Source organism: Flavobacteriales bacterium, assembly GCA_016779995.1.
GTDB lineage: Bacteria > Bacteroidota > Bacteroidia > Flavobacteriales > UBA7312 > UBA8444.
In genome coordinates, this window is sequence record JADHMO010000002.1 from 188,460 (window position 1) to 208,264 (window position 19,805).

The window sequence follows — 19,805 nt, forward strand, 5'->3', positions numbered from 1 at the left end:
TTGTATTGATAGACGTTCTATGTATCAAGGCAATAATTTAATGGCTATTGGCTTAGTCGAAAGGAGGAGTATATCTATTTGTTAGGTTTAATTTATGCAAAACATGAGATGTATTTTTTGTAAACAAGATTCATCAAAATCAAAAAGTGTTGAACACATTATTCCTGAGTCAATGGGGAATAAAAGTCATGTTCTTGCAAAAGGGATTGTTTGTGATAAATGCAATAATTATTTCTCCATAAAAATTGAAAACAAAGTATTAGGCCTCGATTTCTTTAAAAGTTTAAGACATAGAAATGGTATCGAATCTAAAAAAAGAAAAATCCCTGACGGAAAAGTTATCATACCAGCGACAAATAAACAAGCAACAATTAAACGGAAATTGCAAAATGATAAAATTTCAAATGTCGTCACTTTAGATACGGAATCCTTTGATTTAATAAAAAATGGTGATACTAAAAAAATAATACTGGCTTTTGATAAAACACCTCCAGAAAACAATCAAAATGTATCTCGATTGCTAGCAAAAATAGCTTTTGAGATGCTTGCCGCTAAAGCTGTAGACAATAAGGAATATATAGATTATCTAATAAATGAAAGTCAATTTGATTCGATAAGAAACTATGTGAGAAGTAATGCCAAAAATGAGAATTGGAATTATAGTGTTCGAAAAATATATGCGGAAAATGAAAAATTTTATTTTCCTGATGGAAGAAGTGCGGATATGATTTTTGAATGCGATTTTCTAAATACTAACCAAAATGAGTGGTATTTTATAATTGCTTATAAGGGCTTCGAATTTGTGATTAATCTTGGAGGTGAGTCAATTGATGGGTACAAACATTGGCTAAATGAAAATAACAACATAAGTCCACTTTATACCGAAGGGAAACACTTTGGTTCAAAATTGATTCCAAACTTTATAAAAAAAACGAAAAGCTAACAATATGTATAGTCCATAGCTACTCTGCGGGCACGTACCATACACAGACCGTTAGTGGCTATTTATGAGAAACACCTTCAAAGTAAATAAACTGTGAAAATACTGATTGATACAAATATTCTTATTCAGTTAGAGGATAACAAAATTATTGGAAAGGACTTCTCCAAGTTTTATGCTCTTGCGATTTCTAATGGATGTAAAATTCTATATCATCCTAATGCGATACCGAAAGATATTGAAAAAGATAAAGATACAGAACGTAGGAATGTGATTTTATCCAAACTTCAAAAGTATGAAAGACTTGAAAATTGTGCAGAGCCAACAGATGACTTTCTGGAGAATATTAAGGATAACAAAATAAATGATAAAATTGATAACCGTCAGTTATTTCAATTATTCAAAGGATATATCGATTGTTTTGTTACTCAAGACAATGGGATTCATTCAAAAGCTTCGAAATTTGGATTGGAAAGTAAAGTATTAAGTGTGAAAGACGCTTTAAAGAACCTTGAAAAGCAATTCATAATAGAAATACCACAACATCCAATTCTAAAAGAACAGAGTATTAGGAAGATTGAATGCTACTTTGAAACTGAGTTTTTTGAAAGCCTACACAATGATTACGGAAAGGATAAATTTAAAGAATGGCTTAGGAAGTGTGTGATAGAAGATAGGAAATGTTATTCTCTTATAGTTGATAATAGTTTGCAAGCTATTCTGATTTATAATATTGAGAAAATAGAAGACCATAAAATCGAAGGAATTTTTGACAAGGTTCTTAAGATATGTACATTAAAAGTTTCAAATGATGCTTTTGGAATTAAATTAGGAGAACTCTTTCTAAATAAAATGTTTGCTTTTTGTATAAATTACAAGATTGGATATTTGTATTTGACTGTCTATGAAAAACAAAAGCATTTAATAAGCTTACTTGAAAAATTCGGTTTTGAAAAACAAATATTCACGAACAACCTAGGATTATCTGAAATCCGTATGATAAAGTGCTTGGACAAAAGCAAAATTTCAACTAGTGACAATGCTTTTAAAATTCATCCATTTTATTCCGATGGAGAATCTGTTAATAAATTTGTAATTCCAATTAGACCTGAATTTTATGGAACTCTTTTTAAAGATGGTAAATTAAGACAGCCAACACTTTTTGATTCAGCACCCGACAGTATTAATGAAATTCAAGGAAACACCATAGTAAAAGCATATATTTCAAATACTCGAATAAAGAATCTCAATCAAGGTGATTTACTTTTGTTTTATTCATCTAAAACGGATAAAAAAATTGAACCGATTGGGATTTTAGAATCTGCAACTCAGGTAGACAACTTTGATGATTTATGGGAAATAGTTAAGAAAAAGACAGTATTTTCACAAAGTCAATTGAATGAAATGTTGACTAAAAAAGGAAGATTGCATGTAATTACTTTTAGGCTAATTACATACATGGATAAAAAAATTAAATTGCCTAAAATTAAGGAAATTGACAGTTTTAAAAATAAATTGCAAACTGTAACAAGATTAAAAGAACAGGATTATTTGAGTTTAAAAAATGAAGGATACTTTGACGAGCGTTATATTATCAATTAAGCCGATTTACGCACAAGCTATTATGGCTGGAACTAAAAAAGTTGAGTTTAGGAAAAAGATTTTTAAGAAACTTGTAGATAAGGTTTTTGTGTATTCATCTTCACCCGAAAAAAAGATAATAGGCTACTTTACAATCGGAAAGATTGTAGAGGATTCGCCTGAGCAATTATGGGAAAAGTTCAAAGAAGTTGGTGGAATTGATAAAAAGGACTTTTTCGAATATTATAAAAACTCTGTCACGGGCTTTTCGATTGGAGTAGAAACATTTGAAAAATTTAATGACGGAGTTGACCCTTCTGATTTTTTTGAGAAGTTTTGTGCTCCTCAATCATACATATATTTGGAAGAAAAAACAGCTACTAACATTGTATATAGTAAATAGGACGTTTAGTGTTTTACGAAAGTTCATAGCTTTTTACAAACACCGCCAAATCCCACTACCTAAGTCTAAGGAATTGGGTAGAAGCAAAAACTGATTTGATATTTTAAACTTTTGTGCTTAGTTTTGAGGTATTATCAATTTCCTTAAAATTAAGCTTGTGAAAAATCTCTTACTTATTCTGTTTTTAAATTTCACCTATAATTGTCTCGCCCAAACCGTACTCAACGGTAGTTTTGAAGACAATAGCCTAGACAATAATTTTCATTACGGTTTGGGGACTGAATCCTTTGCTAATAATGTAAACCATGCTTTTGCATTTTGTGAAGATGATACTCTAACGCTAGCTATGAATAAAAAAAGTGCAAAAGATGGGGACTGGAGCATAATACTTTATGAAAATTTAGGTGGTGATGGCTTAAATTATTCTAAAAATTTTATTTCAATGAAATTATCTGAAAACTTAGAAGTGGGTAAAAATTATAGTATTAGTTTTTATACCAAAAAATATGAACTTAATGAAATACCATATACTAGCACATTAAGCTCAAATATGGCTAACGGATTAGAGTTTGGTTATTCTGAAGATAGTAGCCAAGTAGGAGTATTTGTTTTTAATTCATCAACACCTCTTAGTTTCGATAACTGGGAATATCAATATAAAGAATTTAAATGCTACCACGACAATATCAACTATCTCACTTTCAGATTGAAGGAGGCTATTATTTGTGGTCCAAGATTCATTTGCCAACTTGACCACATAGTTCTTTCAACACTGATAGGCGTAAATGACAGCGAACATACCTCCTCCTTATATCCCAACCCCACAGAAGGCAGGGTACAACTGCAACACCCTACCGCCACCCAAATTGTTCTGCACGACCTTATGGGCAAAGAACAGCACAGACAAGCAGTCCTTCCTCAACACAACAACAGCCTAGATTTGGAACATTTGCCAAGGGGCATATACCTACTCAGCTACTGGCATCAAGGACAACAACTGTATCATGAGAAATTATTGAAGAAGAGTAAAAGGTAGTTTCAGAGAAGTGTTTAGCCCCACAAAGGTGTAGGATAAACGCCCTTCTCGATTTGTTCGGCAATAGCCGCCACCGCCATAGGCTTATCTTCTTTGTAAGTTACTCCAAACCAAGTGTCGGTAGTAGGAATAACCTTAACCACCATAGTTCCGTCATTAATTTTATCGGTAACAATATTCGGAATGTAGTACTCTGCCTTAGGGTCTTGAGCATTGGCCTTCATAAAGTCGTGAAGCCCTTGTTCTATCTCAGCAAAAATGGAAGGGTGAAAACCCCAATAATTCATAGATACACTGGCTTTAGGGTTAAGCTCTGCGCCACCATCTTCGCCAACATTATATTCTACTTTGCCGTCCACTTTGGCAATCTTGGTACGCTCAATGACTTCTATAAGGTGACCACTTTCATTGACTTCGCAAACTCCCCTATTCACTGTGCCGTGCTCCGATAGGGTGTTGTCCAAAACATAGCCCAACATAGACATGACAGAAGGCGAACAGTCGTTTTGCAAAAAGTCCACCATTATCTCAAAGGAATTGTTACCGTAATAATCATCGGCATTAATCACCGCAAAAGGCTCATTGATAAATTCTTGAGCCACCAAAACAGCGTGAGAAGTGCCCCACGGTTTTTGTCTTTCTACCAAATCTACCCCCTCTAACTCTACTTGCACAGGCTGATAGGCGTAGGCTATGTCTATCTTATCCTCAAACTTAGAAAAACGAGAGCGAAAAGCTTCATCAAACTCTTGGCGAATGACAAAAACTATCTTGCCAAAACCCGACTGAATAGCGTCATAAATGGAGTATTCTATAATAGGTTCTTCATTGGGTCCTATACCATCGATTTGTTTGAGTCCACCGTAACGGCTACCCATTCCTGCTGCTAGAATTAAAAGTGTTGGTTTCATTGATATACAAAGGTTAATTCGCCACAAAAGTAGGTAAATACATTGGTAAATTGACTAGATATTTAATTAAATTCTACCAAAACTGACACGATTTCTATCCGTCTTTCACGAGCCGCTTTTATGCTATACACCGAGTTTCTTCTGTCTTTAGGATTGTCACTCACGCCTATGCTAACTTGGGTTTCCCCTAAAGGCAGTTCGCTAATCTGTAAGTGCCCGTTTTGAAGGTAAGTCAAGAGTGCCCCATCATTGTATTGCATAAGGAAGTTTTCTACGCTAGAAATACGGCGTTTTGCCAATAGGTTGTTGTAGTCAGATGCCGTTAAGGGTGAGGTATAGCCTTTGAGCTTTATCTCGACTTTAGCCTCCAAAGACAATGCCCTTTCTAACTGCTCGGCAAATTGTAGCAATTGCTTATGACCTTCATATACGGTTTGTTCGAAGAAATCACGCATCTGACGTTCTGTAGTATTTCTGGCTCTCCCTGACATTACCGAAGAAAAACGCTTGACGTATTCCTCCTTTTGTGCCATAAAAGAATTGTAGGCATCGGTATAAGTTAGAGTGGTGACGCTATCCCTCGTCTTGGGGTTAGGCTCGTCGTTATGAAAATACAAACTCAAAGGTAAGTTCAATTGCATGGCGGTGGCTAAGCTATCTACCTCAACACAAACACACTCTACCGTTTTTACAAAACTGTAAATATCGTTGCAACAGCTTTCTTGGCTAATGGTCTGCGAGCCTAGCCTATTGGAAGATAAAAAACCCAGATGAAAACTGTCTATCAAAGCAACATAATACAAATCGTTGGCACTGCTATTGAGGGGTTGTCCTACATTTTGTACTAAACCCCATTGTTCATTCCATACCGATTTGAAAATATCAAAGCCTCCTATACCGGGGTGAAAGTCTGAACTGAAATACAAGACCTTTTCTACCGAATGATAAAAGGGAGTCACTTCTTTGCCAGTCGTATTGATGCCGTTTCCTAGATTTTGAGCTTGTCCTGTCATAGGCACAAACCAAATGTCTAAATCGCCAAAGCCACCCACCCTATTGGAAGCTATAAACAAGCCTTCTACTCCATTCCACAAAGCCCATTGCGGATGGGTGTTGTTACTGTAAGGCACATTAAAGCGTTGGTCCATAAGTTGAGGCACTGACCACAAGCCATTGCGGTACTGACTGCTATAAATCTGACAAACCATCTCGCCTTTCTGATTTTTACACTTGGTAAAATAGGCTTCCTGACCCAAAGGACTGAAGGTAATGTTCGCCATGTGATAGTTTTTGTCGTTGAATAACTTGTACAAATCGGCAACAGCCCCATCTCTAGAACGCATCAATTGAGAACGGTGACCGATATATAACTCCTCAGCCAAACCGTCATCAGCTACCATAGAAGAAAAATATAAGCTGGTATCGCCCAAAGGAAAAGGGGCAAAATCGGAATAGCTGGAGTTAATGTGCTCACCCATAATTTGGACTTGAACATCTTCACGCTCTTTCATAGTCAATGCCATCTGTGCGCCTTTCCATTCCATCATAGCCTTTCTATACCAATAGTCTGAAGGGCGTAAACTTTCATCTAAAAATTGTTTTAAATAGCTGGAGGCTTCCTCGTACTGAGCAAGGTTTTTGTGTAAAACGCCTAACCACAATAAGGTGTTGGGATAAAGGGATACTTGCTGACTTTCAAGGACTTTTTCATAAGCCATAATCCCTTTACTATACTGATTGGTTTGTCGGTAACTTTCTGCCAAAGGATACCATTCGCTAAAAGATGTACTGTCCTTTTGGAAAGACAATTCATAGAAATAAACGGCTGAAAAGTAATCTTGGGTATTGTAATAAAAATCAGCTTCGGCATCAATTTCTCCTTTTTTCTGAGCAAAAGAAAAGCTGGTCAAGAAGACTAAAAGGTATGTTAGGATATATTTTTTCATAAGAAGGCGGGGCAGGTTTTATACTTGGGCTTGGATAATACTTTGGACTGTATAATGTGAGCAAATGACAATTCCCAAGCACCCAAATAATTACTAGCTGGGACTAAGTCGGAGGTGTTCCAATCGTAGCTAAATGCCACTTGCGATTGCTCAAACTGTATGCCAATTAAAGACGTTAAGGCATCTCCAAAACGGTAATAACTACCTAGCTCAAGGACTATGTATTTGTAGTAGTATTCGCTGATATCAAAACTAATCTGTGAGCCTAGCATAAACTCCCTTTGGTTTTGTTGGCTGGTATAATGAATGGATGGGCTAAGCTGCCATTTTTCATTCAAATCGTAATCTAAACTGCTGGAAAATTGATGGCGAACAGCTAACTTATCTTCCGATGATATAAAAGAACGGTTTGGACTATTGATGTGAAACAAAGCATAAGCGACCTTCAATTCACTAGAAACAAAACTGAAAGTTCTATTGATGCCCATTCCTATATCCATATAATTCTTAGTTTCTGTACTGATGGATTCGCCATCATCGATAAATATCAAATCGGAGTAGTCAATACGGCGTTGAGCAAAGCTCAACTGAACGCCCAATTGCCAATCTTGTAAAGAACGAGAAAGGGAAAGATTAAATTGTGTGAGTGACAAGCGAGAACTCCCCGATTGGTCACGAAGAAACTGAAGCCCTAAACCCCAATTTTCTATGGGCATATCCAAGCCTACCGAAGTTGTACTGAACGGAACACTTACACTCGCCCATTGCTCACGCTGATGAGCTGTAATACGATAGTCTCCATCGAAGTCAGCTACCAAAGCGGGATTGCTAAACAAAGGGTTATTGAACCATTGGCTAAAATGTACATCTTGCGCCATTAAAGTAGTGCCTACACAAAGAAATATGAGGACTAATTTCTTCATCGTATCAAGCTAATATTACCTTTTTTGAAAAAGGACTTTTGCCCTCCTATACAGACTATATTGAGGTGGTAATCGAAGACAGAAGAAGGTTGTAACTCTCCTTTAAAGTAACCGTCCCAAGGCTCTTTTTTGTCTTGAGTGTAAAAGACTTTCTGCCCCCATCGGTTGAATATATTGAGCTCAAAATCTTGAACGATATTCAATTCATCTTTGATTCGGAATTTTTCATTCAACAAATCGCCATTTGGAGTAAAAGCATTGGGAATAAGGATATTGTCCTCGCTACAACATGCTTCGCCCAAGGCAACATCTATTCTTCCTGTTTCACTGCACCCAAATTGCCTAACTTCTATATAGTATGTGCCAACAGTAGAAACTACTAAAGTATCTTGCTCCATAGGTGAAGAATATTCCAAATCTGTTGTCCATATAATTTGTGCTGAATCGCTGGTTTCTACCCTCAAGACAATGGGCAAACCGCATATTTCTGAGTTTGCAGAATAATCCAAAGGCACTTTCCTAACTGCCACATACTGGCTGAGTGTATCGAAGCAATTATCGGACTGACCAATGAAATAATAAAACATAGAATCTGTAGGCGAGGCATAAGTGCTAGATTCTGAAGGATTAGCTATTGCAACATTAGGCGACCACTGATAAGTATAACCGTCCATTTCAGTTCCTTGTAAAAGTACGCTATCGCCTTCACAGATAAATAAGCTATCCAATTCTTGGTATTTATTGTCGTCTATGGTAATGGTCTTGATAATGCTATCCACCAAATTGCAAGAGGTAGGGTCGTTAGTAACGAGTAAGACTTCATAGTTTCCTACTGCCGAAAAGGTATGCGTGGGTGTCATTTCGGTAGAAGTTGTGCCATCTCCAAAATCCCAATAGTAAGAGTTGTTTTCTCCTAAACTCAGATTTTCAAAAACTACTGTCCAATCGCAAGTCAATTCTGGAGCATTGAAGTTAGCAACAGTCAAAGGGAAATCTGGATCAAACTTAAAGACTGCATTATTACAACTCGCCCCATTGGTGTTGGATACGGCATTGTCAGTGGTAGGAAAATCAGAAAAACCCCCACAACCCGCACAAACGGACTGATAAACGATGCCTTTTTTATCAAAACGACTGGTTCCACCATCTACGTGTTCGGCAGCTTGATCCCCTCCAAAAAAGGAGGCGAAAGACAAGGTGTTAGCATCGTCCTCAAAAATAATGAGGTAGAAATCACTACCGTCTGTTTCGTCTTGAAAAGCATCAAAAGTAGTCACCAAATCGGAAGTGCTACCGCCAGGCCCTAAATGTATGGAATCGTTGGTAGTGCCTCCCCAACCCGAGCAATAAATCCTATTACAAGCATCGACCAAAAAAGCCGTAGGAGAAATGTCTATCCCTCCACTTCCTGAACCAAAAACAGTAGAAAAATCTAAGGTGTTAAGTTCTGAATTTAGCTTACTTACAAATTGCCCACTGTTGGGCTGAGAAAATACCGCATTAAATATCAAGGTGTTGTCAGGAGCTAAACTTTGTCCAAACAAATACACTTGATCCAACTTATCCAATTCTATAAAATAGGACTGGTCGTATTGGTCAGAACCGTAATAGGTAGAGCCCAAAAGTGTCTGGCCATCTTTAGAAAAATGAGATACAAAAGCATCTACTGAACCACCTATATAATCTGGTGCATAAGCCCCATTGGTAGTCGCTAAATTATCAGATGATGTGCCTCCACAAGCGTACAAATCGTTATTGGAATCAAAGGCTAAAGAATACAAGGCATCGTCACTACTACCACCAAAATATGAACTCCATTGAATGGCACTCAAATCCAAATTTAGTTTTACAATAATTCCATCTTGACCACCATTGATAGCGGGTTGAATTAAACTATTGACAATAGGAAAGTCTGAAGAAAAAGTTGATGAAGCGATGTAGCAATTTCCATCAGTATCAATATCTATTTCGCCTCGCATCTGGTCGGCATAGTTGTAACGTAAGGTAGCCGAGCTATTAAAACCATCGTTGTTGGTTCCGCCTAAAAAGGTCGAGGACAATAAGTCTGTCCCTTCTGCATTCAGACGACTGATAAAAATATCACAACCGTTGGTGTAGTTGATGCCTACCCCATTAACAGCCAAAGCCTGTCCGCCATTGAAGGTATTGTCAAAAGCCCCTTCGCTAGTAGGAAAATCTGCTGAACCTGTTGTGCCCATAACAAATAGTTCTTCGTCATAAACAATAAGACTATGAGGCACCTCATCGCCAGAACCTCCTAAATAGGTAGAATATACCAAAAAAGTTCCCGTAGTATCGTACTTACTCAATACCACATCATTACCCACAACACCACCGTTATAGGCTGTTTGATATGCCCCAACAGTAATGGGATAACCTATGTTATATGCTGTTCCTCCAGCATATAAAAAGCCGTAATCGTCATAGGTGGCAGTATATCCAAAGTTACTTGCTACTGAACCCGAGTATGAAGAAAATATCATTTCAGGGTCAATTATCAATTCCTTATTTCGGTCATAACCCTTAGGGAATTCAAACGATAAGCGTTGTTTTTTCCATACAAAACGACAAGCTACCTCAACTTTTTCGCCATTATGCCACTGATAGGCATAGGGACGTTCTTCTCTAATTTCATTCAAAACAGTACGCAATACCAATCGGCCGTCTTCAATACGTATATCTTTGACTCCTTCCAGACGTAGTTTAATATCTGTAGGGTCAGCATTAGGCTGAACTATCCAATCGTATTTTAGACCTCCAGCATATTCATAAATGCTATAATCTATGCCGTCATACAAATTGTTATAATTGACTTTTTTATAAGTTCTGACTTCGGATACTAAGGGCTTAACATTGAAAAAATTAACCACCCCTTCTCTTTCTTCTTCAAAGCTGATTTTGGGAGTATTGGCTCTAACAAAGTGCCATTTGAAAGCATGAGCTTGAATGCTATCTACCATGGTGTCGTAATCGTGTGAATGGCTAAAGTAAGTAGCGTCAATGAAATTAAAAGTAAGGGCTTTCTCTTCTAGGAACATGGCTCCATTAGCTAAATTAACTTTGGCTTTGACAGCTTTATTCCATTGTCCTTTATTTGGGGTAAAAAATACTTGTGCCGATAAGTTGCACCAGCACAATACCATCACTAATGTTAGCAAAGCTCTCATAGGGTAAAGATACTGATTTCAGTCAACTAAAAATTGCTGGGTATAGATTGAATAACATTCATCATGCTGTCTTTTAGCATGGTGTAGGCTTCTAAGTTTTCTTTTTTCACTGGCTTAGATGGGGGTAACTTCTGTTTGTAAGGGTCTACCTGACGGCCATTTTTCCAAAAACGATAACATACATGAGGGCCTGTTGCTAAGCCTGTACTTCCCACATATCCAATGACTTCTCCTTGCTTGACATAAACTCCAGGGCGTATTCCTGATTTTATTTTGGACATGTGTAAATATTGAGTGCTGTAAGTACTGTTGTGTCTTACCTTAACGTAATTGCCATTGTTGCGTTTGTACCTCGCCTCTGTAACGGTACCATTGGCAGTCGATAAAATAGGTGTGCCTGTCGGTGCAGCATAATCAGTACCCAAATGGGCTTTTATACGACCTGTTACAGGGTGCTTTCTTCGCTTACTAAAACTCGAACTGATACGAGAGTAATTTAATGGTGCTCTTAAAAAAGCCTTTCTTAAAGCGGCGCCTTCATCATCATAATAATCGCCATAGTTTTCTTCTTCTTCAAAATAAAAGGCATAAAAATCTTCATTGGCATGATTGAATAATGCAGCATATACACGCCCTATGCCTATGAACTCTCCTTCCACATATTTTTCTTCATAAACTACCTTGAAATAATCGCCTTTTTGTATTCTAAAAAAGTCTATGGTCCAAGCGTAAATGGAGGATAATTCCATGACTAAAGCAGGACTCATTTTGTTTTCAACTAGTGAATTCCACAAGGAAGATTCTATCTGACCACTAGCCTCTCGAGTTTTTACCTCAACTTCTTTTTGACCTAAAAATACATCTATGGTATCTCTTATGTCAAAAACGACATAGTCTATGCTAGACATTTCATAAATGAAATATTGGGCTTTCTCAATACTGTCGTTAGAACACAGAACTGTAAACTTCTTACCCGCTTTGGCTTTTCTGAAATCAAAAATTCCTTTAGAGGCTCTTACTATTTGGTCTATTCTGCCGTGGTCTATATGATTGAGATAAAGAACTGAGCCTAAAGTTTGCCCACTCTCTAACTCTCCTCTATGCACTTTATAGTCTTCAGTACATATATCATAAAGTACTACACAGGGGTCAGGAAGGTTTTTTTTATCTTGAGAATTGCAACTTGGAAAAACAATTGAAATGGAGGTAACCAACAATAAAAAGCCTACTACAATACCCCATTTATTTTTTTTCATTCTGTACTATCAACTTTCGTTAAGGGCATTTACCACCCATTGTCTGCCCCAATTTTCCATTTCATCTTTTGTCCATAATTCTGGAAAGAAGATACGCTTCTGAAAGCGAGGAGGCAAATATTTTTGCCAATTTGTACCGCCTGTTGCATCAGCATCACCGTCTTTTGATGACAAATAGCGAACTGCTGATTTGTAATGCACCAATGGCCAATTCACATTGACATTCAAATCTAATAAACGTAATTGATGTATCAAGTCTTTGTCTTGCTGATCTTCAACACTTAATTGTTGATATTTTGCCAGTAAGTTTTTATCTGAAAAATTATGGGCTCTGTCGATAAACTGTGCCATATATTTCTTTTCGAAATTTTCGAGCATCAAAGTTTTTTTGCCCGTTTTCATATCTATAGCACCGTCTTTCCAATAAAAGTGCTGAGCCATATCATCAATACTAGAGCCTCTCAAACCTTCTCTTTCATCCTTGTGTGTGAGGTTGATAAGGTGTGTACAAGAAATTTCTATCAACCTGTATTGTGCAGACTGAAAGCCACTAGATGGCAATAAGGACATTCTGAACTTTAAAAACTGTTCCTTTTCCATACCATTGACCATAATACCAAAGGAAGACGTTAGCACTTCAAAATAACTGTTTATTCGTTTTAGGCGTTCTGTGAAAAAATCAACCGATAGGGATTCATTCCAACCCATATCTTGACCATCTTCCGACATTAACTTGCCGTTGTGTGCTATTTGGTCCAGCTCAAGCATAGCCAACTTGAAGTATAGCTCTGTAATTTGATGATATATGATAAATATCTGTTCGTCTGGAAAGTCCGTTTTGGGGTGTTGAAGGCTCAATAAAGTATCCACATAAGTATAATCCCAATAATGTAAAGGATTAGCATACAGTAAACCATCTAAATAAGCTGGTAAATCTTGACCAATAGAAGCATACTTACTGTCTAACTTCTCTATTTTGTCTTTAATCTCTTTAGTCCATTCCATAGTAGTAATTTTTTTGGGACAAATTGAACATTAATATTTATTAATGATATGTCATATATCATATCACGATATTAACAATTTTCTTCGGAACTATGATAATACGCTTAGGGTTTTTGCCTTCCATATATTGTTTGGTTTTCTCAAGAGCCATAACTTCTTTTTCTATGTCTTCCTTACTCAAATCAGCAGAAAGCTCAAGAGTAAAACGCATTTTACCATTAAAAGAAATAGGATAAGTGAAGGCGTCTTCTATTAAATGCTGTTCATCAAATTTAGGCCAATTGGCAAGAGTGACCGATTCTGTATGCCCTAATTTTTCCCACAGTTCTTCAGCAAAATGAGGAGCATAAGGTGCTATCAAGACAATTAAATCTTTGAGGATATGTCGTTTGTTACATTTCAAATCGTTCAACTCATTGACCGCTATCATCAAATTACTGACTACTGTGTTAAAAGCCTGTCTGTCTATGTCTTCCGTCACCTTTTTAATGGCTTTATGTAAAGACTTCAATTCTGCTTTTGTTGGCTCGTCATCAGAAAGGTGGATTTGATTATTTTCATCGTGTGCTAAACGCCAAAATTTTCTTAAAAAATTATGCACCCCATTGATGCCTTTTGTATCCCAAGGCTTGAACTGCTCTAAAGGCCCCAAAAACATTTCGTACATTCTTAAAGTGTCAGCACCAAATTTCTCAACCAAATCATCAGGCGTCTGAACATTGTATTTGGACTTAGACATTTTTTCTACCTCAAAACCACAGATGTATTTACCTTCATCATTGAGAATAAATTCAGCGTCTTTGTATTCTTCTCGCCACTTTTTGAAGGCTTCAATATCTAAAACGTCCTTATCCACAAGGTCAATATCAACATACAAACGGCTGGTTTTGTAGTCTTTTCTCTTATCAAAACTGACGAAAGTATTGCTGTCTTTAATTCGATATACAAAATTGGAACGCCCTAAAATCATTCCTTGGTTAATCATTTTTTTGAAGGGCTCATCAAAAGCAATAAAGCCTCTATCGTACAAAAACTTAGTCCAAAACCTAGAGTATAATAAGTGACCAACAGCGTGTTCTGCTCCTCCAATATATAAATCCACTTGCCCCCAATAATCGGCTTTTTCCTTAGACACAAATTCTGTATCGTTATGAGGGTCCATATACCTTAAAAAATACCACGAAGAACCTGCCCACCCTGGCATAGTATTGTGCTCCATTCTATCTCCTAGAAAAACATTCCAATCTTCTTTTTTAGCTCTAGCTAAAGGCGGCTCTCCTTCTTCTGTTGGCAGATATTTATCTACCTCTGGCAATTCAACACAACTGTCATCATTAGTCAGTTTAGGCATATCATTTTCATAGTACACTGGAAATGGCTCTCCCCAATACCTTTGACGACTGAATATAGCGTCTCTTAATCTATAGTTTGTTTTGCCCTTACCTAACTCTTTTTTCTCTATGGCTAATATGGCTTGGTGTATGGCTTCATGGGCAGTAAGACCTGAAAGGAAATCCGAATTATCAATGATAGCCGTTTTATCTTCATTAGCCCCTTCACTAATATCCGTATCTTTAAAGATGTTCTTAATTTCAATGCCAAACTTATTAGCAAAATTCCAATCCCTTTGGTCGCCACAAGGAACTGCCATAACAGCCCCTGTACCATAAGATGCTAAGACATAATCTCCAATCCAAATGGGTATTTTTTCATTGGTAAAAGGGTGAATAGCATAAGCTCCCGTAAAGGCTCCCGTTACACTCTTTACATCGGATTGTCTGTCCCTTTCGGACTTCAAGGCTGCTTGTTGGCAATAGCTTTCTATCTCCTCTTTTTGTGAGGCAGTAGTGATGGACTTTACAAGTTCATGCTCGGGGGCTAATACCATAAAAGTAACGCCATATATAGTGTCTGGTCTAGTAGTAAATACTTCTATTTGCTCTTTACTATTTTCTATAGAAAAGCGAAGTGATGCCCCTTCAGATTTGCCTATCCAGTTGCGCTGAATTTCTTTAATAGAATCGTTCCAATCTACTTGTTCTAAGCCTTCAAGTAAGCGTTCGGCATAGGCTGTTATTCGCATAGACCATTGCTTCATGAGTTTTTGTTCAACAGGAAAATTACCTCGTTCTGAACGACCGTCTTTGACCTCATCGTTAGCCAAAACCGTTCCTAAACCCTCACACCAATTCACCCATGTTTCGGATAAAAATGTCAGTCTGTACTTTAATAAAATAGCTTGTTGCTCGGCTTCACTCCATGCTTTCCATTCTTCAGCAGTAAAGAGTGGCGTGTCTTCATCGCAGGGAGATTGAACTAAAGCGTTGCCATGACGTTCTAATTCTTCTACCAATTCTGAGATGGGCAAAGCCTTATTATCTATGTTGCAATAATAGGAGTTAAATAGCTGCTTAAAAATCCACTGTGTCCACTTATAATAGTTAGGTTCTGAAGTGCGAATCTCTCTGTTCCAATCGAAAGAGAAGCCTATTTTATCCAATTGTTCTCTATAACGGTTGATGTTATTTTCTGTTGTAATAGCAGGGTGTTGTCCCGTCTGTATGGCATACTGTTCTGCTGGCAAACCAAAAGAATCGTATCCCATTGGATGCAAAACATTAAATCCTTTATGGCGTTTGTAACGGGCATAAATATCAGATGCTATGTAGCCTAATGGATGGCCAACATGCAAACCTGCTCCCGAAGGATATGGAAACATATCTAATACATAAAACTTAGGCTTGGAAGTATCTTCCTCAACTTTATAGGTTTGCCATTCCCTCCATCGGTCTTGCCATTTTTGCTCAATGCGATTAAAATCGTATTCCATTCTAAATTATTTTGAAAGCAAAGTTAATCAATCGTCACAACTAAGCACTAAAAATTATTACCTTAGCAAACGTAATGAAACAAGCACAAGAAAGACATATAAAGCGTAAGCTTAGAACCTCTTCTTTATCTACTATGCTAAGTATATCTTTGGTTTTGCTGATGTTAGGCAGTATGGGCTTCATTTTCCTTAACACTCATCGTTTAACGAATTACATCAAAGAAAACGTAGGCTTCACATTAATTCTTCAAGAAAACATTAAAAAGGTAGACCGCCTTCAACTTCAAAAAAGTTTAGATGCTTCGCCACAAATTAAAAGCACCGAATTTGTTAGCAAAGAAGATGCTGCCAGAATTTTAGAAAGTGATCTAGGAGAAGATTTCATTAGCTTTCTGGGCTTTAACCCATTATCTGCATCTATTGATGTCTATATGAATGCCGAATATGCCGATGAAAATCGTATTGATGCTATCGAAAAAGATTTGCAAAAAAACCCCATCATCAAAGAAATAATCATTCAAAAGGATTTGATAGCCGCCATAAACACCAATGTCAGAAAACTAAGTATAATTTTAGTTTCCTTTTGCACTTTGCTTTTAATTGTTGCTATCGCACTAATCAATAATACCATTCGACTGACGGTTTACTCACAACGGTTTACCATACAATCTATGAAACTAGTAGGTGCTACCAACACTTTTATAAGAAAACCGTTTTTAAGAAATGGTATCCTACAAGGTGTTTTTTCTGCTTTAATAGGCATCGTATTTTTAATTATTGCCTTGTTTAGCCTACACAAAGAAATGCCAGAACTATTATTACTCGAAGATATGCCAACCATTGGAATAATCTTTGTTGCTATTCTTATCTTTGGCGTAATGATAAGTACTGTTGTAACCAACTTTTCCGTTGGTAAATACCTTAAAATGAACGAAAACGATTTATATCATTAAAACTATGGAATTTAATTTTGGAAAAAGGAACTACCAGCTTATGATTTTAGGCGTTATACTTATTATAACAGGCTATATATTGATGACTGGAGGAAAGTCTGAAGACCCTAATGTTTTTAGCGATGCCATCTTCAGTTTTAGAAGGATGACACTTTCTGTAATCTTCCTTATCACAGGACTAGTAATTGAAGTCTTCGCTATTTTACATAAGGCTAAAGATGAGTAGTATTTTTGCGGCTATCCTTCTAGGGATTATTCAAGGACTTACCGAATTTTTACCTGTTAGTAGCAGTGGTCATTTAGAAATAACAACCTTTATTCTTGAGCATTTCGGTAGTGAGGGATTACCCGAAGAAAATATTTTAATGACGGTAGTGCTACACGCAGCTACAGCTTTAAGCACTCTCTTTATTTTTAGAGATGAAGTCGCTCAAATTTTCAGAGGATTACTACAATTTAAATGGAATGAAGAGTTTCAATTTTCATTAAAGATTATTATTTCTATGGTTCCTGCAGCAGTAGTTGGAGTGCTTTTTGATGAGCAAATAGATGCTCTCTTTGGTGGTAGAATCTTATTGGTTGGCAGTATGCTAATCGTTACTGGTTTACTCCTTTTTGTTGCTGATAAAGCTAAAAATACAACCCAATCTGTCAGCTTTGGACAATCGTTAATTATCGGTATAGCTCAGGCTATTGCTATTCTGCCAGGTATTTCAAGGTCTGGAGCTACTATTTCTACATCTGTTATTCTTGGTATTGATAGAGAAAAAGCAGCCCGATTTTCTTTTTTAATGGTTGTTCCTCTCATCTTTGGTAAGATGGCAAAAGACATTTTAAGTGGTGAAATGGCATCCGAAAGTGCTGCTCTAATTCCCTTAATAGCGGGATTCATTGCTGCCTTTATTACAGGTCTAATCGCTTGTAAATGGATGATATCACTCGTCAAAAAAAGTCAGCTTAAGTATTTTTCTTACTACTGTTTTACCATAGGAATTTTGGCTATTATTTTCACTGTACTGTAAATGATTAATTACATAGAGGGGCACACTTTACTTATCCATAAACCGTTGCGATGGACTTCTTTTGATGTAGTAAAAAAAATACGCAATACCCTCCGTACAGCTTTACAACTTAAAAAGATAAAAGTAGGTCATGCCGGTACACTAGACCCTTTAGCCGATGGACTTCTCATAGTTTGTACCGGAAAATTCACCAAACGTATAAATGAATTTCAAGCCCAAGAGAAAGAATATACAGCCGAATTTACATTAGGCGCAACAACCCCCTCTTTTGATTTGGAAACAGAAATCAATGAAACCTTCGATTACAATCATATAACCGAAGATATGCTCAAAACAACTGCCCAATCATTGACAGGTAACATCTTGCAAACACCTCCTATCTATTCAGCAATAAAGCAAGATGGCAAACGCCTTTACGAACATGCTAGAAAAGGAGAAGATATAAAAGTAAAAGAAAGAATGGTTCATGTTTCAAAATTTGAACTAGTAAAAGTAGAACTGCCAAAAGTCCATGTTAGAATTGTATGTAGCAAAGGAACTTATATACGTTCATTAGCACAAACGTTTGGAAAAAACCTCAATAGTGGTGCACACTTGAGCCAACTAACAAGAACACGAATTGGAAAGTTTGAACTAAGTCAAGCAATTGACATTCAAGAGTTTATAGACTCTTTTTCTCTTACAAATAATCCAGCGACTGAACATTAATTTAGTATATTTGCGCACTTTTTTACTAAGAATACAAGAACATCATGATAAAAAGAAAACTCTCACAATTTAATTTTGATTTACCAGAAGAGCTTTTAGCAGAAAGACCTGCTTACAACCGAGACGAATCTCGACTAATGGTAGTCAATAGAAAAACAGGTGAAATCGAACATAGACAATTTAAAGATTTGGTGGACTATTTCGATGAAGGTGATGTTATGATTTTCAACGATACCAAAGTTTTTCCTGCTAGAATGTATGGCAACAAAGAAAAGACTGGTGCTAGAATAGAAGTCTTTTTATTAAGAGAATTAAATAAAGAAAATTTATTGTGGGACGTATTGGTAGATCCTGCTCGTAAAATAAGAATTGGTAATAAGTTATATTTTGGCGAAGACGATAGTTTAGTGGCAGAAGTTATTGACAACACCACTTCTAGAGGAAGAACCTTACGTTTTCTTTACGACGGAAGTTATGAAGAGTTTAGAGAAAAACTCAAAGATCTTGGCGAAACTCCATTACCAAAATACATCAAAAGAGAGCCAGACGCTGAAGACGAAGAACGCTATCAAACCATCTATGCTAAAACAGAAGGTGCCGTAGCAGCACCAACAGCAGGATTGCACTTCAGTCGTGAACTTATGAAGCGATTAGAAATCAAAGGGCTTGAGTTTGCTAACCTTACCCTTCACATTGGGCTAGGTACTTTTAGACCAGTAGAGGTAGAGGATTTAAGTAAGCACAAAATGGACTCTGAAGAAGTTATCATTAGCGAAGAAACGACAAATATTATTAATACAGGCATCAATGAAAAAAGAAGAGTTTGTGCCGTTGGGACAACCTCTATGAGAGCTATTGAAACATCAGTAACTACTCAAGGACTAATGACTCCTTTTAAAGGGTGGACTAATAAATTTATTTACCCTCCTTACGATTTCAATATTGCCAATTGCATGATTACCAACTTCCACACTCCAAAATCTACCTTATTAATGATGGTTAGTGCTTTTGGAGGTCACGATTTAGTAATGAAGGCTTACGAAGAAGCTATTAAGGAGAAGTACAATTTCTTCTCTTATGGTGATGCCATGCTGATATTATAA

General features: G+C 36.8%; 16 protein-coding genes. 9 read left to right on the top strand and 7 right to left on the bottom strand.

Annotation, left to right across the window (positions count from 1 at the left end; all coding sequences use genetic code 11):
* Positions 1-103 precede the first annotated feature (103 nt).
* From ISP71_02750 to ISP71_02765, 4 genes are all read left to right on the top strand, one after another.
* A complete protein-coding gene (locus ISP71_02750; protein ID MBL6663000.1) occupies positions 104-943 on the top strand; it encodes an HNH endonuclease in 840 nt (279 codons plus the stop codon).
* A 93-nt stretch (positions 944-1,036) separates the two neighbouring features.
* Complete coding sequence (locus ISP71_02755; protein MBL6663001.1) at positions 1,037-2,542, top strand: hypothetical protein; 1,506 nt, start codon at positions 1,037-1,039, stop codon at positions 2,540-2,542.
* Positions 2,505-2,924, top strand: a complete 420-nt coding sequence (locus ISP71_02760) for a hypothetical protein (protein ID MBL6663002.1) — start codon at positions 2,505-2,507, stop codon at positions 2,922-2,924. Before ISP71_02755 ends, ISP71_02760 begins: the two co-directional genes overlap by 38 nt.
* Before the next feature lie 157 nt (positions 2,925-3,081).
* Positions 3,082-3,960: a T9SS type A sorting domain-containing protein gene (locus ISP71_02765; protein MBL6663003.1), complete on the top strand. Its 879-nt coding sequence runs from the start codon at positions 3,082-3,084 to the stop codon at positions 3,958-3,960.
* A gap of 14 nt (positions 3,961-3,974) precedes the next feature.
* On the opposite strand, the gene ISP71_02770 is transcribed toward ISP71_02765, so the two are convergent.
* The 7 genes from ISP71_02770 to ISP71_02800 form a co-directional block, all read right to left on the bottom strand.
* Positions 3,975-4,871 carry a nucleotidyltransferase gene (locus tag ISP71_02770; protein MBL6663004.1) on the bottom strand — a complete coding sequence of 299 codons (897 nt, stop codon included), beginning with the start codon at positions 4,869-4,871 and terminating at the stop codon, positions 3,975-3,977.
* A gap of 62 nt (positions 4,872-4,933) precedes the next feature.
* Positions 4,934-6,817, bottom strand: a complete 1,884-nt coding sequence (locus ISP71_02775) for a tetratricopeptide repeat protein (protein MBL6663005.1) — start codon at positions 6,815-6,817, stop codon at positions 4,934-4,936.
* The gene (locus ISP71_02780) at positions 6,814-7,740 is read right to left on the bottom strand and encodes a PorP/SprF family type IX secretion system membrane protein (GenBank protein ID MBL6663006.1); all 927 of its coding nucleotides are present in this window, start codon (positions 7,738-7,740) and stop codon (positions 6,814-6,816) included. The genes ISP71_02775 and ISP71_02780 overlap by 4 nt, the downstream gene beginning before the upstream one ends.
* The gene (locus ISP71_02785) at positions 7,737-10,928 is read right to left on the bottom strand and encodes a gliding motility-associated C-terminal domain-containing protein (protein MBL6663007.1); all 3,192 of its coding nucleotides are present in this window, start codon (positions 10,926-10,928) and stop codon (positions 7,737-7,739) included. Before ISP71_02785 ends, ISP71_02780 begins: the two co-directional genes overlap by 4 nt.
* Before the next feature lie 26 nt (positions 10,929-10,954).
* The gene (locus tag ISP71_02790) at positions 10,955-12,184 is read right to left on the bottom strand and encodes a peptidoglycan DD-metalloendopeptidase family protein (protein MBL6663008.1); all 1,230 of its coding nucleotides are present in this window, start codon (positions 12,182-12,184) and stop codon (positions 10,955-10,957) included.
* 9 nt (positions 12,185-12,193) lie between these two features.
* Complete coding sequence (locus ISP71_02795) at positions 12,194-13,189, bottom strand: tryptophan 2,3-dioxygenase (GenBank protein MBL6663009.1); 996 nt, start codon at positions 13,187-13,189, stop codon at positions 12,194-12,196.
* A 58-nt stretch (positions 13,190-13,247) separates the two neighbouring features.
* Complete coding sequence (locus ISP71_02800; protein ID MBL6663010.1) at positions 13,248-16,019, bottom strand: leucine--tRNA ligase; 2,772 nt, start codon at positions 16,017-16,019, stop codon at positions 13,248-13,250.
* Between the two features lie 74 nt (positions 16,020-16,093).
* On the opposite strand from ISP71_02800, the gene ISP71_02805 reads away from it, so the two are divergent.
* The 5 genes from ISP71_02805 to queA are packed head-to-tail and all read left to right on the top strand — an operon-like array spanning position 16,094 to position 19,805.
* On the top strand, positions 16,094-16,972 hold the full coding sequence (locus ISP71_02805; GenBank protein MBL6663011.1) for a cell division protein FtsX: 879 nt from the start codon (positions 16,094-16,096) through the stop codon (positions 16,970-16,972).
* A 4-nt stretch (positions 16,973-16,976) separates the two neighbouring features.
* Positions 16,977-17,198, top strand: coding sequence for a DUF3098 domain-containing protein (locus tag ISP71_02810; protein MBL6663012.1), 222 nt, complete (start codon positions 16,977-16,979; stop codon positions 17,196-17,198).
* Positions 17,191-17,994, top strand: coding sequence for an undecaprenyl-diphosphate phosphatase (locus ISP71_02815; protein ID MBL6663013.1), 804 nt, complete (start codon positions 17,191-17,193; stop codon positions 17,992-17,994). The genes ISP71_02810 and ISP71_02815 overlap by 8 nt, the downstream gene beginning before the upstream one ends.
* Positions 17,995-18,702, top strand: a complete 708-nt coding sequence (gene truB, locus ISP71_02820; protein MBL6663014.1) for a tRNA pseudouridine(55) synthase TruB — start codon at positions 17,995-17,997, stop codon at positions 18,700-18,702.
* A 44-nt stretch (positions 18,703-18,746) separates the two neighbouring features.
* The gene (gene queA, locus ISP71_02825; GenBank protein ID MBL6663015.1) at positions 18,747-19,805 is read left to right on the top strand and encodes a tRNA preQ1(34) S-adenosylmethionine ribosyltransferase-isomerase QueA; all 1,059 of its coding nucleotides are present in this window, start codon (positions 18,747-18,749) and stop codon (positions 19,803-19,805) included.